Source organism: Citrobacter sp. MGH103 (assembly GCF_001034475.2).
GTDB lineage: Bacteria > Pseudomonadota > Gammaproteobacteria > Enterobacterales > Enterobacteriaceae > Citrobacter > Citrobacter freundii.
The window spans coordinates 238,794-251,783 of record NZ_CP073044.1 but is presented as its reverse complement, the minus strand read 5'-3'; the positions used below and the strand labels follow the sequence as shown (position 1 = coordinate 251,783).

The window sequence follows — 12,990 nt, the reverse complement described above, 5'->3', positions numbered from 1 at the left end:
AATTTTTAAAGCTATCAATCACATCATCAACTATTCGGAAAAATTTTGCCGCAGGTTATTAGCCGTCGAGCGCGTCCTGGTATAATTGCCACATACCAACAGGAGACATCATGAATAAATTAGATATCATTTCCAGTCAGCTTAATTTCATTTCCCTTCTTAATGCTGTCGGTTATTCCGTATCTGATGTTGTATTTAAACGTCACGGTGCATCAACCGACTTTAATGCAGGTTTCTGGACGTTTGTCGCGGAGCAGAAAGATCGCTATATCGAAGTGTCGTGCAGCCTGTCACATCCTACCGCAGAAGGCACGCAGCATATCGATGTGCGCATTGATATGTTTGAAGACCCGATTGATGATGAGATCTCCCGGACTTTAGACACCAACACCTATGCCACGAATTATAAATATATTGAGCGAGTGCCGTTTACTGAATCCGTCAAAAGAGAATTTACCACCAGCCTTGGTGATATTATTTCAGAATAGTGCCAGCTTAATTCACGGCATGGATGCCTGAGATTTTCTTCAAAATATTCTCTTCCGGGTTATTAGGTTTTGAACCCAACCTGGTATTATATATCTACAGGCAATGCCAACAAATAATGAAGCGTCGGAGGCGATATGAGCATTCAGGAATTCGATTTTACCACCTGTGATTTATTTTCCATTCTGGACTCTCTGAATTATTCCCGCGAGGATATTAATGGTCTTACTCCGGCTATTTTCCGGGACGGCGAATTATCGAGAGTCTCTCTCTCTGTCGTCCAGTCTACCCGCTCGGCGGAAATCACGATCAGCCAGCGCGTGAGCACCGCCACAGGTCTCCGCTGCTATGTGCTGTTGATTGCGCAGCATGAAGACCGCATCCACAGTGAAGCCCTCAGCCAAGATGCTGAGGCGCAGTATCAGGTGAATCGCTTTATCCGCAAGATGGCTGAAGTCACGGATGCCAGCACCAAATCGATCAAGAAATGCTCTCAGATGATGAAAAAAATCATAAAGGAGCACCAGTTTAAAGCCAATCCTTCTTTCGGCCAGAGTTTCATCAAGGGTTGATTGAGTCTTGCCCCGGACGCCGGGGCAACGCTGAATAAACCCCTAACCAGCCGGGAGGCGCAGATGCCTGAAAAAAACTTCATTGTCAAAATTGTATGCCGGAATGGCGAGTATGAGCATTCCAGCGTGAAGCTTGTCGCCAGCGATACTGAGGCAAACGCCAGCCAGACGGCATTACTGAATGAGTGTCGCGACGAGGTCGAAGCACTGAGTTTTGAAGACGGCGGAGTGTATGATCTTGGCGGGGAATTCTTCTATCAAGTGAAGAGCTGCCAACAGCTGCCACCGGAGGATGCGGAGATCCTACTTCGTTACCTGTGAACCCGTGGACGGTTGCGTCAGCCGCCGTCCGTTGTAACGCGATCTTGCCTGCCCAGCCCGAGGGTTATGTGGTAATTTCCCGGCAACAGAATGATTCGAAATTAAGGTTATCAGTATGAAAAGTAAATTTGCTGAGCTGCCGGTGAAAAACGGGAAATCCGGTAACTGGACGCTGGACTCCTTTGTGATTACGCCAGAAAAAGCGCAGACCCTGAAGCTTCGCGCCGAATATACAAAGGATCAGGATGAATATATCCCGGCAGGCGTCTACCGGCGTTTGTCCTGTGATAACGAAGTGGTGATGTCCAATACGCCGATGGAGATCCGTACCTGTGAAGCTTTCATTGAGCGAGCAACTGGACGCATCCTGATTAACGGACTGGGGCTGGGAATGGTGCTGCACGCCATTCTTCAGAAGCCTGACGTGACCCACGTGACCGTCATTGAGAAGTCTCAGGATGTGATGAACCTGGTTTCCAAAGCATTTGCTCACGATCCCCGCGTTGAAATTATCCTTGCGGATGCTCTGAAATACTGCCCACCGGCAGGCGTTACCTTCAATGTGTGCTGGCATGATATCTGGCCAGATTTTTCGAGATCAAATCTTGATGAAATGGAAGCGCTCGAACGCAAATATCTCCACCTGTGCGACTGGCAGGACTCGTGGGGTAAAGAGCAGTGTGAAGCTGCCCTGATTCGTTTCGCGGCGCTGGAATCGTCACTGGAGTCCCTGATGCAGAAAGGGAAGTGACCTGCTTCACCGTCTTCCTGCGCCCACTTACGTTGAACTGAATCCATTTTAAGGATGACTGATGAAGAGTTGCTTTTCTAATTTACCTGTTAAAGATGGAACATCCGGTGCCTGGACACTGGACAGCTTCGAAATCTCCAAAGATAAGGCGGTTAGCCTTTTCCTCCGTGCCGCTACGGAGGATATCGACGCGGTTTTACAGCCCGGTAACTATCGCCGCCTTTCAAATGGCAGAAATGTGGTGATGACCAATTTGCCATACGAAATCCAACTCTGTCAGGAGTTCATAAAGCGAGCGACAGGGCACGTCCTGATCAACGGACTGGGGCTGGGGATGGTGCTGCACGCCATTCTTCAGAAGCCGGAAGTTAACAACGTGACTGTCATTGAGAAGTCGCAGGATGTGATTAACCTAGTTGCCGAGGCCTTTGCCCACGATCCCCGTGTTGAAATCATCCATGCGGATGCTCTGGAATACTGCCCACCGGCAGGCGTTACTTACGATGTGTGCTGGCACGACGTCTGGGCGGGATTATCGAGTTCAAATCTCGATGAAATGGAAGCACTCGAACGCAAATATCTCCACCTGTGCGACTGGCAGGACTCGTGGGGTAAAGAGCAGTGTGAAGCCGCCCTGGTCCGTTTTTCAAGGATGGCTGATGAGCAACCTTAACAGCGATTTGATTGCGCGGATCTATGCCGCGTCAGACACCCCGTTAACGAACGAAGAGCTGTATCGCGAGGTACAACGCGAAACGGGGATGTCGGATGCAGAACTACAGAAAATGAAGGCGTTCGGCTCGGACAAAATGCGAACCAGCGGCGTCAAGCATCAGGTTCGCTGGTATCAGCAGACGCTGCGGCAGGCCGGGGTGATCGAGCGTGTCCCGGAAAAGCGGGGCGTCTGGCGCTATGCCTTCAAAAATGACAAGAAGCTGCATGAGTCCTGGGACAAACTGTGCGTCGTTGGCTTCTCAACTTCGCTCGGGGCATCGGTCTTCGGGAATGCGTACGCGTTCTTCAGCAACATCAATGAGCAAATCCATCTCTGCCTTACGTCGCCCCCGTTCCTGCTGCGTAATGCCCGAAATTACGGGCACGGCGGCGGACGCGGTGAGCAGGCGTATATTGACTGGCTGCTGCGGATTCTTGAGCCTATCGTGAAGCAGCTCGTGCCGGGGGGCAGCGTGGCGCTCAATGTGACGCAGGACAGCTTTAATCCAGGCAGGCCATCGCGCTCTCTGTATCTGGAAAGACTGACACTGGCGCTGTGCGATAAGCTGGGTCTTGAGCTGATGGACAGACTGAACTGGGTGAACCGAGCGAAACCCCCGTCGCCGACTCACTGGGCGTGTAAACAGCGTGTTCAGCTCTGTTCGTCTTACGAGCCGGTGCTGTGGTTTACTAATGACGCGCAAAAGGTTCGTTCGAACAACATGCGCGTTCTCCAGCCTCATTCAGAGCAGCATCAGAAATTGCAGGCGTCCGGCGGCGAAAACCGCACTACATTTTACGGGGATGGCGCTTACCAGCTTAAAAATGGCGCCTTCGGCAATAAGACAGAAGGGACTATCTCCAAAAATACGCTTATGTTTGGCAATGCCTGCCCGGATACGCGGCTCTGCCATCGCATCGCCCGCGAACTGGGGTTTCCGCTGCACGGTGCAACGTCACCCACTCGACTCGCCGCATTCCTGATCGAGTTCCTCACCAGGCCTGGTGATCTGGTAGTTGAGCCATTTGCCGGTCTGCACAAAGTACCGGTTGCCGCTGAGCGGCTCGGCAGACGTTGGTATGCAACGGACAAAATAATGGAATGGCTCGGGATCTCGCGCAGCCTGTTTACAGAAATGCCGGGATACCAGAGCAGCCCGATACTCGATGACCTGGTTGCCCTTTACCGTGATGAACTGCGGGAAGGGGGATGAGCTGGGCGGTTTAGCCTGGCCAGCAGCCGGAAGTGACGCCAGCGGGGATGTCCTGCGGCGACGGCGCTGACAGAAAATGATTCAGCAACATACCGGCGTAATGGCCACCAGGATTCTTCTCCCGGATGCCTTAAAAACGACGGCGACAATTTTAATCACTGAAGGGAGTGTGAGCATGAAGAATTTGACTGAACAGGTTTCCCCCATTGAACTGCAAAAGGGCGACCGTGTTGAAGCGTACGGCGCATTAATGGAAGTGATGCACATCGTTGAATCCGGCTGTGATGTCCCCGGCGGCGTCCGCGTTGCCGCCTGCGTCTCGCGGGTTATCGGTGACACCACCGGTACTATTCCGCGTGGATGGCTGGAAACGCCCGAACAAATGTCGGAACGGGGGGCAACCTGGGCCGCAGAGCTTCCGGCTGGGCTGTACTGGAACATTCAGGGCAATGCCCATGCCAGAGTCAGCCGGGTGACGAACTGACGTTATGAGAAAGGTGAAAATATTGCCAGTAGTCACCCATATGGTATAATTGACATACCAAATGGGAGGGTCGGTTATGACTATGAAAGTTTTTTCTCCAGATTTATCCAAAATGAACCCGCACGGCTTATGGCAGGTGGTGGGTCTGGATAATGACGGCATTGCGCTGATGGACAAAATTAGCCACGGACTGGAAGGTAAAGTCGCTCATTCCATTTCTGAATGGGCGAACATCACGCCGTCGGAACTGCGCAAAATGTCCGGCATTCCGAACACCACCTTCAATCGCAGCGTAAAAGCCCGTTTCACTGCGGATCAGAGCGAACGTCTGGTGCGTATTATTCGCGTCATTGAACGGGCTGTAGAGCTGTTCGAAGGCGACAAAGAGGCAGCACAGAAATGGATGAACGAGCCAAACCGTGGCTTGAGCTGGAAGACTCCGGCAGATGTTGTCTCTTCGGAAACCGGCGCACTCGAAGTGATGCGCCTGATCACCCGTATTGAACACGGAGTCTATTCGTGATCCTGTATCGGATGACCAAGACCCGCTATATTACGACTGCATGGTCGGGATTAGGTGCGAAAGAAGCGGGAGGCCGCTGGAACAGTGTCGGCACAGCACTTGTCTATCTGTCCGAGACGGCCTCTCTGACCATGCTGGAGACGCTGGTGCATATCAATGCCCCGCAGCTTCTGGACGCTTACACGCTGCTGAGCATTGATGTCCCGGATGACCAGATCCAGGCCTTTGACTTGAACCTGCTGCCGCCGGGCTGGGCAAGTGAAGATGCGCCCGCAGAACTTGCCCTGTATGGCGATAACTGGGCTGAAAGTGGCTCTTCTGTTGCCCTGCGTATTCCCAGTGCATTATCTCCGGTGGAGTTTAACTACCTTTTAAATCCGGCTCATCCGGCGATTTTTGATCTGATGAAAACCGTCCAGAAAATTCCTTACCAGTACGACACACGGCTGAAATAGTTTCAGGTTTATATAACCTCCTGGATTGAGATGATAAATGATGACAAGCGAAAAAATCTTTAAAATCAGTGTATCGCTCGTTGTGTTATTTTCTTTCGTTTACTGGGGGCTTGATCCCGAATTTATCTGTAAATTTGCCAGTGACCCATCCAGTACCTGTGATTATTCTGAGCGTATTCCATTGCTTAACTTTATTTCTTCAGTATGGGCATTGATGCTGACTGTGACTCTGGCTGGCATTCTCGTTAAGTGGGTCAGAAAAAATTAGCCGCAGCTTTTGAACCGGGACAGGCTCTTCATAACGTCTTGTGTTCCGTCTGGTATTGCAACCGGGGCAGAGAGTATTTTACTTCAGATAATAACCTGAATATTTGAAATATACTTTTATACCAGACGATGCAGGTTCGTTGCGTACTTAATTCCGAATATGTCAAATGTGAAATGAATTGCAATCGGATAATGTGATTTTGCTGTTTCCAGATTTGTTCTCTTCCTGTTTTATTCCTCTATTTTTAAAAATTTCGCTTTGTACTTATTAGCCAGTGAACCGACTTTGCTAAAATATCCCTACAGCAACCCAACTGACGGTCGAGGTTAATAGTATGGAATCCGAACAGCTCATCACTAAAATTACTCAGACACTGAAACGCCCCGACGGCTCTGAAGTGCGTATTGTGGTGCAGCAGTCATTTGGCTTAGGCCTCACGCCTTCGCTGGGTGTGTATGTCCTGCGTCGCCCGACCACTGTCGACAACTGGCAGTTGTGCAAAAACACACCGCACAAGGACTGGCGCACCATGTCGGTGGATGAATACCAGAAACACGGGCGTTCTGAAATGCTGCGGTACGTCTCCATCGGCGAAATCCTTCGCCTAAGCGCCGCGATTGGCAAACCGATGAGCTACGTTGATACCTGTCCGGGTTTACAGGGCTGATGGTGTATTTTACCCGTAGCAGAACTGACAAATTTAAAAATTGCAGACGGAGAAAAATGATGATTAACAAACAGGGCAACGCTGTAAATCTCCCGGACTTAAGCCGACTGTATATTATCTCAGGCCGCATGATGTTTGATGATGAGGAAGAAGTGATGCTGGTTGAAGCCGACTCCTCCGGTGAAGCAGAAGCGGCATTCCGGCGACATATCGCCGACAGAGAGGCACACATTGAAAAGGCACTTGTCATTTCGTCGGCGTCCCTTCAATCACTGTTACCAGACCGGATCATTGTTTCCGCCCTGACACATACCTTATAACTGAATCTTTCCCATTTAATAAATGCCGCCCTTGTGGCGGTTTTTTATTTTTTCCGCATAATTACTTAATGCCGTCCTCTAAATAATGGCTGGATTAATAAATATGGCGCCTGTCTTCTCTATAAAAACTTCGAAAATATTTCATTTCGGGTTATTAGGTGCGGGTATCTGTTTTGATATTATCTATTCACAGACAGCAATCACACTTAATTAAATAAGGAGTTATGCAATGGCAAATAATTACACTCAGGCATCCTTCACAATTCTCTGTTCACAGGAACAGGCTCAGATGGCTCTGGACGCGATTGCGTATGTTACGGACACGGATGTGTCGGAAGGTGATCACCTGCTGTCTAAACCTGCTTCAGAGTGTTCCCTCACTGAACTGCTGGTCCTGGGTATTATTCAGAACCACCCGGAGTGCGATCCGTTTGAGCCGACTTTTGGTCAGCCGGAGTCACCAGAAGACAATTACGAGCTGGAACTCAAAGCGGAAATCACCGGTAGCGGTCTGGCAATCAGCCATGATGAAAGCATTAACCTCGACCACGCAATCGCGGTAACAACTGCCGTGTTGTCGGTGTTTAACCTGCCTGAAATGGTCACAATCAATGCCGCTTTCGTCTGCGACCGACCACGCGAAAACGAGTTCGGCGGTGCGACAATCGTGGTGACTAAAGATACACACCACTATGAGGAAGGCTTTAATTTTTCCCGCCTGATGAACGAAGCCCATGATGCCGGTGTTCAGTATGCGTTGGTGAAAGTGAACCAGTATAACCACGAAAACACATACACAGAATGCTATCTGATGAGCTGCAAAGCGTCTGAATCGCCTTATGACGTTGCACGCCACCGCCTGGCCTCGGACGAGAGTACTTCTGACGATCCTGATGAGGATGGAGTCATCATTCTCAGCGAAGAAGACAACACCAGCATGGCGCTTCACAGCGTCACCGAACTGACGCCCGTCGTGTACGACAGCCTGAGCAAATTGCTGCCTTCGCTGGACGTATTGTGCCCCGTGACTGCCTGATAACCCTAGATTGCCACCGGGACAGCCGGTGGCATGGAGAGCTGAAATGTTCAATAAACTTTTGATTGCGTCCGCTAGCTGCATCAATGAATTTGCGAGTGAAGTCCCGCAAAGCGTCTTCTTTTCCATTGATACATCGCTGGCTCAGCGTATCCGTGAACTGGCGGCATACGTGAAAGAGAATGATTTGTACGTTGCAGAGTTTTTCTTCTATGACTGCCTCTGGTCCGAAACATCGGAAGAGGACATTGAGGAACTCATGGCGAAGGCTGCATTTATTGAAAGTGACAGTAACGGGCAGGAAACCATGCTCCGGGACGTCATGCCGTCCTCTCGCACGGAAACAACTTCCATCCGGGTCATGAAAGAATCATTTCAACTGACGGCTGTACCCCGCCATTGCGGTGATGACATGATGCTCAATACCCCCAGAATTCCGTTGGCAGAGCTGGAATCAAATACGACGGTTTTAATTACCCAGCAGTATTCGTGAGAGCGTGGTAAAGATAATATATTTATTGCCGCGTAATTCTATTTATTCAGTGCTATTTAGTTAAATTGGCATAATTCCAATTTAACTAAATTTATCTTCACATATTGCACTGAAGATATTAGATGGGTTTAATAAATAACGCGATAATGCAGCGAAAGCCAAAATTCAGGAAATAATATGTATATCGAAATAAAAGAAACATTCCTTGAATTACCCTCAGAAATTCAATTTTCTGAGGCGGCTAACGCTGCCATTCTGACGCAGGATAAATGGGGCGATGTCTGGCAAACACTGAAGACCGATGCGGATCTGAATTATACCGATGCCGGTGAGCCGGTCAGTCTCGCATCGCGCGTGACGACGGCAACCAGTGCCATTTATCATGCGATTACCGAAGGCTGGACCATGTGCGTCGGCTACAGCGGCGGGAAAGACTCCCACTCGCTACTGCACCTGTTCCTCATGGCCCTGATCCGTGCCGTACGGAACGGGTCGAACGTCAGCCAGCACCACTTCATTCAGATCTCCAACACCCTGATTGAAAACCCTGAGATGCATCATCAGTCCACGCAGGTTCTCAGCCAGCTCCGAGCCTTTATTGCCGAACAGCAACTGCCCGTGACCGTCCTGGTGGCCCACCCGTCCATGACCCAGAGCTGGGTCGGACGCATTCTGACCGGGCGCGGACTTCCGACCTGGACAAATTCCAATACGCGTCAATGCTCTACAGATCTCAAACGCTCTCCACTGCGCCAGGCCAAAGCCCGTTATTTAAAAAATGCACCAGCTTCCGTCCGCAACAAAGTGTGCCTGATGCTGGGTTCCCGCGATGATGAGAGCGCCCGTCGGGCAGGCAACATCCTCAGAATGGGCGGGCAGTCGGACAGCGTCTCGCTCACGGAGCTCGGCGGCGAACTGTACCCGGTGAAAGAGTGGCGGACACAGGATATCTGGTCATTTCTGATGGCCTGTGGTTCGCTGGCGCGATTTCCGCTGCCAAGCTTTTTGCCGGACAACTTCAGCCTCGCCACGCTTTACAAAGACGCGACCGGGGAATGTATCTGGACGCCGGAGAAATACACGGCCCGGTCTTCTGCCTGCGGCGCTCGCTATGGATGCTCGCTATGCTGCGCCGTCGGCATTGACCACTCGATGGAAACCTTACTCCGCACTGATCCTGAGAAGTACGGCTACCAGGCTGGTCTAAACCGCCTTCAGCGTTTCCTGACCAAAATCCAGTACGACTGGAGCCTTCGGGATTATATCGGCCGCAAAGTGTTTGAGGGCGGGTATGTGCGTCTTCAGCCCAATGTTTTCTCGTCGTCCCTGACCGAACGACTGTTCCATATCTGTTGCAGCCTCGATTACGTGGAGGCCCAGCGGGCCGCAGCGGTGCGGGAAAAGTTACTTTCTGGCGAGGTCGAAGATACGGCGCATAACCGCCGCATGGCGGAGCCGCAGTTTCGACTGGTGCAGGAAGCCAACGTGCTGCATATCGACTTTCTCTGGTCACTGCATTGCTTTAACCCGCGACCATTTCGCGCCATCGAACTTTACCGCCAGGTGTGGGAAGGGGGGGCACTGGATCTGCTCGACGATGAGCCAGCTATGCAACCCGTACCCCGCACGCCGATGCCAGCACCACGCTGGATGAAGTTGCCGGAAGGCCGTATCGGGACGTCATTTGACGGGCTGTCTGATCCGTCTGCCGAAATGGCCTATTTTGACGGTCGGGAGGATGACCGTGCTTCCCGCAGCCTGCTGAGCAGCGGGGAAAGCCTGAACATCGTTGCATTCGAAGAAGAGGATGAGCTGACGGTCGATGAAGACACTGCGTCCTGGATTATCTGGCATGAATATGACGGATTACGCCAGCGTGTGTCTGACGGTGAGTTTACCCCCGTGGCGGCGGCACAGTACCTGCTTAGATACGGCGCCGTCCGAATTTCCCGGGGGAAAGGTGCGGTGTACCACCGCCTCGCTCAACGCGGGCAGGCCTTTTCACGTCTTGGCATTAACGACCAGACGCCGCTGCCGTCCCTGCTCGTCAGCCACCGTTTCAAGATCCTGACCGACTGCGATTACCGCCTGCTCGTTGCCCGTAAACTGCGGGGGCAGCGGCAGAAACTGCGCTTCTGGTGCTGTGTTGCGGCCTGTGTGGCGCTGCACACCCACAACCGAACGCCTCTTGGGGCATGGATCACGACGCAACTGGAGAACGAACGCCAGCAACATCTGGCCCGGACGGGTGACGAACTGAAAGCCGGTCTGCTCGACGCTGTACTGACTCTCTGTAACCTGCGGATTAAGCCTCAATCAATGCAACCGGAGGAACGGTTGTATTACCGGGCTGTCAGAAAACGCTTTCTGACGACGTTAGCCAGGTGTATTTCCCAGGAGTACGACGAAACCTTACGGGAGGTTATTTGGGCGCTGAGGATGCTGTCCGGTCCCCAGTCTTCGAAAAAGACGGGATTCCGGCATGTGGATGATTGCCGGGAGAGTACTGCGGCACTGTTAAGGCCTCTGCTGAATCGTCTGGTCCGCCTGCTGGCGTGAGGCAATTAGCACAATCAGACAGACCTAAAAAAGCGTGAAAATAGCCCCGTTAACGGAAAAATAGATGAAATGTGTGTGGTGTAATGCTCGCAGGGGTGAAGTCCGTTACGGTGCGGGTTTGAAAAGTAACTTTTTTCATCAGACTAACAACATCCATTTTAAAACTATTAGGGACTGATATATGACCGATAAAGAGGATAAAAAAAGGAACTTAAGGAAGATAAGGGGCATTTCAATCAACTGGGAATTTAATAAGCCCACTGGTAAGGAACACCTGCTATTAATTATTGCCATAGTGGCATGTATTTTCCCTAGTCAGATTTTTTTCAATTCCTCTCTATGGAGCGGCTTCCTGTATTTAATTTGTGTTGCGGGTAGTTATGCATACCTGGCTATACCTCATTTTAAACATCGTAAGGAAATCTGGAAGGGATGGCTTGACCAGTCGCTGAAAGAGTACCAGCCGCTTGATCTGCAAGCTTGGGAGGTTTTTAAGGCCCGCGTTAGTGAGGAAGGCATGACTTATGTTGCTTTTGAATCATGGATGAATACTGAGGCTAGTGCTTTATATAAAGAACCCAAACAAGAATGGTCATTTGTCGACAAAACACCGGTCGGAGAAAATGATCAGTCAGAACCTGTTCAACAGATTTCAGTAAGTAATAAAAAAGAATAGATAATTTTAATCGAAAACCGTCCTGAAAACAGGGCTAATTATCCAGAGGATTGCACTATGACTATTCAAGAAAAAAATACCGTTTTCATTTTTAATGCCTGCCACGCTGACAAGGCCACTGCCTCCAGCGCCAATGCACTTTACAGCCTGGAAGTTGAATATCCGATGACCCTGAATGATTTGTCATTGCTGTGTGAGTCTGTCGCGAAAGCGTTGGATGCACCTGGTTGCGTGAAATATGAAATTACGACCGAGCCGGTAGTGGAAGCGGATGAAGATTAATTCGGGGTGTGTACACCACGTTTTCAGGAAGGGATGTAGAGTCCCGCGACCGTGTAACGACTGTCGTTTCCAGGGATGGGCGAATAAAGATGGATAGGCTTCTCAATGTGTGAACCATGTGTGAAAGGAGAAACCACAGTGAAGACACGTGGAATGCTTTTTAAAGATGAAATGGTCAGGGCAATTCTGGCAAACCAGAAAACACAGACGCGGCGGATTATAGAGCCTCAGTACAGTTCACCTGAATGGTCGGTAAGGCCTGCGCAAACACCGCGACATCGTGGGCATACGCATGACTGGTGGCTTCCAACAGGAACTCAGCCAAATTCGGCGCTTCGCGCCTGTCCGTACGGTGTAGTTGGCGACCGTATTACTGTACGTGAAGCGTTTTCCTTGCTCGGGAATGAAGATGCGTGCGCGGTGGACTGGAATGACAACATTGTGATGGACAGATCTGAAGCAGCCCGCATTTACCGTGCGAGCTGTGAACAGCGTTCGGGGGATTATGGGCTGTGGTCGATCCCTGATGAGGCCGACTGGAAGCCCCGTACAGAAAATATGAAGTTCGAAGGTGCGTGGACACCTTCTATCCATATGCCTCGCTGGGCCAGCCGTATAGTACTGGAAATCACCGATTTGCGAGTAGAGCGGTTAAACAGCATCAGCGAAGAGGATGCGAAAGCTGAAGGAGCCCCAACCGAATGTTGTGTTATTGGCGATAAGCATTTTCTTGGCTTCCGCAGCCTTTGGAAAGACACCTATGGAGAAGACAGTTGGCAGGCCAACCCGTGGGTGTGGGTAATCAATTTTGAGCGCATTGCTGGGGAAGTCGCATGAATAATGAGGTGAGTTCGCTGGGTACGGAAAAACCCGAAGGTCCTTTTGTTCTTCTGACGTTAGTCGGTGATGGTTTTATCTTCGATGAGCGGCACGAGATTATCAGGATAAATGGAAGACCAAAGCAGGTCGGAGTAAAGCGAAATTATTTTGAATCTGATCTGGGGGAAGGGAAGGCGAAATACTGGACAGTGGATATTAATGAGGCCCATGTATTCCCCACTCTGGATGCCGCGACCGAACAGCTATGTAAATTAAGCCGACCACACCTGATTAAAATCCGAAAACTAATTCAGGAAATTTAATAAAAAACCGTCTTAATATGGTTGGGA

19 protein-coding genes are annotated in these 12,990 nt (G+C 50.6%); all 19 read left to right on the top strand.

The genetic code is table 11. The features are described 5' to 3' along the window. The first annotated feature begins 110 nt into the window (after window positions 1-110). Entirely contained in the window at window positions 111-488 is a 378-nt protein-coding gene (locus tag SK33_RS25035) for a hypothetical protein (RefSeq protein WP_015063074.1), read from the top strand. Window positions 489-623: 135 nt separating this feature from the next. Then, the gene (locus SK33_RS25030; RefSeq protein WP_015063073.1) at window positions 624-1,058 is read left to right on the top strand and encodes a hypothetical protein; all 435 of its coding nucleotides are present in this window, start codon (window positions 624-626) and stop codon (window positions 1,056-1,058) included. Between the two features lie 63 nt (window positions 1,059-1,121). Next, window positions 1,122-1,379: a hypothetical protein gene (locus tag SK33_RS25025; protein WP_022652126.1), complete on the top strand. Its 258-nt coding sequence runs from the start codon at window positions 1,122-1,124 to the stop codon at window positions 1,377-1,379. 115 nt (window positions 1,380-1,494) lie between these two features. Further along, entirely contained in the window at window positions 1,495-2,130 is a 636-nt protein-coding gene (locus SK33_RS25020) for a hypothetical protein (protein WP_022652125.1), read from the top strand. A 61-nt stretch (window positions 2,131-2,191) separates the two neighbouring features. Further along, entirely contained in the window at window positions 2,192-2,803 is a 612-nt protein-coding gene (locus tag SK33_RS25015) for a hypothetical protein (RefSeq protein WP_022652124.1), read from the top strand. Further along, on the top strand, window positions 2,790-4,058 hold the full coding sequence (locus SK33_RS25010) for a DNA methyltransferase (protein WP_022652123.1): 1,269 nt from the start codon (window positions 2,790-2,792) through the stop codon (window positions 4,056-4,058). Before SK33_RS25015 ends, SK33_RS25010 begins: the two co-directional genes overlap by 14 nt. Window positions 4,059-4,233: 175 nt before the next feature. Continuing rightward, window positions 4,234-4,542: a hypothetical protein gene (locus tag SK33_RS25005; protein ID WP_022652122.1), complete on the top strand. Its 309-nt coding sequence runs from the start codon at window positions 4,234-4,236 to the stop codon at window positions 4,540-4,542. Window positions 4,543-4,624: 82 nt separating this feature from the next. After that, window positions 4,625-5,065 (top strand): type II RES/Xre toxin-antitoxin system antitoxin, encoded by a 441-nt coding sequence (parS, locus tag SK33_RS25000; protein ID WP_032610495.1) that lies wholly within the window; start codon window positions 4,625-4,627, stop codon window positions 5,063-5,065. Continuing rightward, window positions 5,062-5,520, top strand: coding sequence for an RES family NAD+ phosphorylase (locus SK33_RS24995; protein WP_022652120.1), 459 nt, complete (start codon window positions 5,062-5,064; stop codon window positions 5,518-5,520). The genes parS and SK33_RS24995 overlap by 4 nt, the downstream gene beginning before the upstream one ends. Window positions 5,521-5,557: 37 nt before the next feature. Next, window positions 5,558-5,788: a hypothetical protein gene (locus SK33_RS24990; RefSeq protein ID WP_022652119.1), complete on the top strand. Its 231-nt coding sequence runs from the start codon at window positions 5,558-5,560 to the stop codon at window positions 5,786-5,788. 334 nt (window positions 5,789-6,122) lie between these two features. Continuing rightward, window positions 6,123-6,455: a hypothetical protein gene (locus SK33_RS24985; protein ID WP_022652118.1), complete on the top strand. Its 333-nt coding sequence runs from the start codon at window positions 6,123-6,125 to the stop codon at window positions 6,453-6,455. Window positions 6,456-6,511: 56 nt separating this feature from the next. Then, entirely contained in the window at window positions 6,512-6,775 is a 264-nt protein-coding gene (locus SK33_RS24980) for a hypothetical protein (RefSeq protein WP_032610382.1), read from the top strand. Between the two features lie 229 nt (window positions 6,776-7,004). After that, entirely contained in the window at window positions 7,005-7,811 is an 807-nt protein-coding gene (locus SK33_RS24975) for a hypothetical protein (protein ID WP_015063028.1), read from the top strand. A gap of 46 nt (window positions 7,812-7,857) precedes the next feature. Continuing rightward, entirely contained in the window at window positions 7,858-8,304 is a 447-nt protein-coding gene (locus SK33_RS24970; protein WP_015063027.1) for a hypothetical protein, read from the top strand. Between the two features lie 177 nt (window positions 8,305-8,481). Continuing rightward, window positions 8,482-10,863: a phosphoadenosine phosphosulfate reductase domain-containing protein gene (locus SK33_RS24965; protein ID WP_044713534.1), complete on the top strand. Its 2,382-nt coding sequence runs from the start codon at window positions 8,482-8,484 to the stop codon at window positions 10,861-10,863. Window positions 10,864-11,044: 181 nt separating this feature from the next. Then, window positions 11,045-11,539, top strand: a complete 495-nt coding sequence (locus SK33_RS24960; protein ID WP_015063025.1) for a hypothetical protein — start codon at window positions 11,045-11,047, stop codon at window positions 11,537-11,539. A 57-nt stretch (window positions 11,540-11,596) separates the two neighbouring features. Continuing rightward, complete coding sequence (locus SK33_RS24955; protein ID WP_022652360.1) at window positions 11,597-11,821, top strand: hypothetical protein; 225 nt, start codon at window positions 11,597-11,599, stop codon at window positions 11,819-11,821. 138 nt (window positions 11,822-11,959) lie between these two features. Beyond that, window positions 11,960-12,658 carry a hypothetical protein gene (locus tag SK33_RS24950; RefSeq protein WP_022652359.1) on the top strand — a complete coding sequence of 233 codons (699 nt, stop codon included), beginning with the start codon at window positions 11,960-11,962 and terminating at the stop codon, window positions 12,656-12,658. Next, on the top strand, window positions 12,655-12,963 hold the full coding sequence (locus SK33_RS24945; protein WP_022652358.1) for a hypothetical protein: 309 nt from the start codon (window positions 12,655-12,657) through the stop codon (window positions 12,961-12,963). The genes SK33_RS24950 and SK33_RS24945 overlap by 4 nt, the downstream gene beginning before the upstream one ends. The last annotated feature ends 27 nt before the right edge of the window (window positions 12,964-12,990 follow it).

What these genes read in the sequence shown, in the direction of transcription:
- SK33_RS25035 (WP_015063074.1), top strand. Translation starts at nt 111, where the DNA reads ATGAATAAATTAGATATCATTTCCAGTCAGCTTAATTTCATTTCCCTT.
- SK33_RS25030 (WP_015063073.1), top strand. Translation starts at nt 624, where the DNA reads ATGAGCATTCAGGAATTCGATTTTACCACCTGTGATTTATTTTCCATT.
- SK33_RS25025 (WP_022652126.1), top strand. Translation starts at nt 1,122, where the DNA reads ATGCCTGAAAAAAACTTCATTGTCAAAATTGTATGCCGGAATGGCGAG.
- SK33_RS25020 (WP_022652125.1), top strand. Translation starts at nt 1,495, where the DNA reads ATGAAAAGTAAATTTGCTGAGCTGCCGGTGAAAAACGGGAAATCCGGT.
- SK33_RS25015 (WP_022652124.1), top strand. Translation starts at nt 2,192, where the DNA reads ATGAAGAGTTGCTTTTCTAATTTACCTGTTAAAGATGGAACATCCGGT.
- SK33_RS25010 (WP_022652123.1), top strand. Translation starts at nt 2,790, where the DNA reads ATGAGCAACCTTAACAGCGATTTGATTGCGCGGATCTATGCCGCGTCA.
- SK33_RS25005 (WP_022652122.1), top strand. Translation starts at nt 4,234, where the DNA reads ATGAAGAATTTGACTGAACAGGTTTCCCCCATTGAACTGCAAAAGGGC.
- parS (WP_032610495.1), top strand. Translation starts at nt 4,625, where the DNA reads ATGAAAGTTTTTTCTCCAGATTTATCCAAAATGAACCCGCACGGCTTA.
- SK33_RS24990 (WP_022652119.1), top strand. Translation starts at nt 5,558, where the DNA reads ATGATGACAAGCGAAAAAATCTTTAAAATCAGTGTATCGCTCGTTGTG.
- SK33_RS24985 (WP_022652118.1), top strand. Translation starts at nt 6,123, where the DNA reads ATGGAATCCGAACAGCTCATCACTAAAATTACTCAGACACTGAAACGC.
- SK33_RS24980 (WP_032610382.1), top strand. Translation starts at nt 6,512, where the DNA reads ATGATGATTAACAAACAGGGCAACGCTGTAAATCTCCCGGACTTAAGC.
- SK33_RS24975 (WP_015063028.1), top strand. Translation starts at nt 7,005, where the DNA reads ATGGCAAATAATTACACTCAGGCATCCTTCACAATTCTCTGTTCACAG.
- SK33_RS24970 (WP_015063027.1), top strand. Translation starts at nt 7,858, where the DNA reads ATGTTCAATAAACTTTTGATTGCGTCCGCTAGCTGCATCAATGAATTT.
- SK33_RS24965 (WP_044713534.1), top strand. Translation starts at nt 8,482, where the DNA reads ATGTATATCGAAATAAAAGAAACATTCCTTGAATTACCCTCAGAAATT.
- SK33_RS24960 (WP_015063025.1), top strand. Translation starts at nt 11,045, where the DNA reads ATGACCGATAAAGAGGATAAAAAAAGGAACTTAAGGAAGATAAGGGGC.
- SK33_RS24955 (WP_022652360.1), top strand. Translation starts at nt 11,597, where the DNA reads ATGACTATTCAAGAAAAAAATACCGTTTTCATTTTTAATGCCTGCCAC.
- SK33_RS24945 (WP_022652358.1), top strand. Translation starts at nt 12,655, where the DNA reads ATGAATAATGAGGTGAGTTCGCTGGGTACGGAAAAACCCGAAGGTCCT.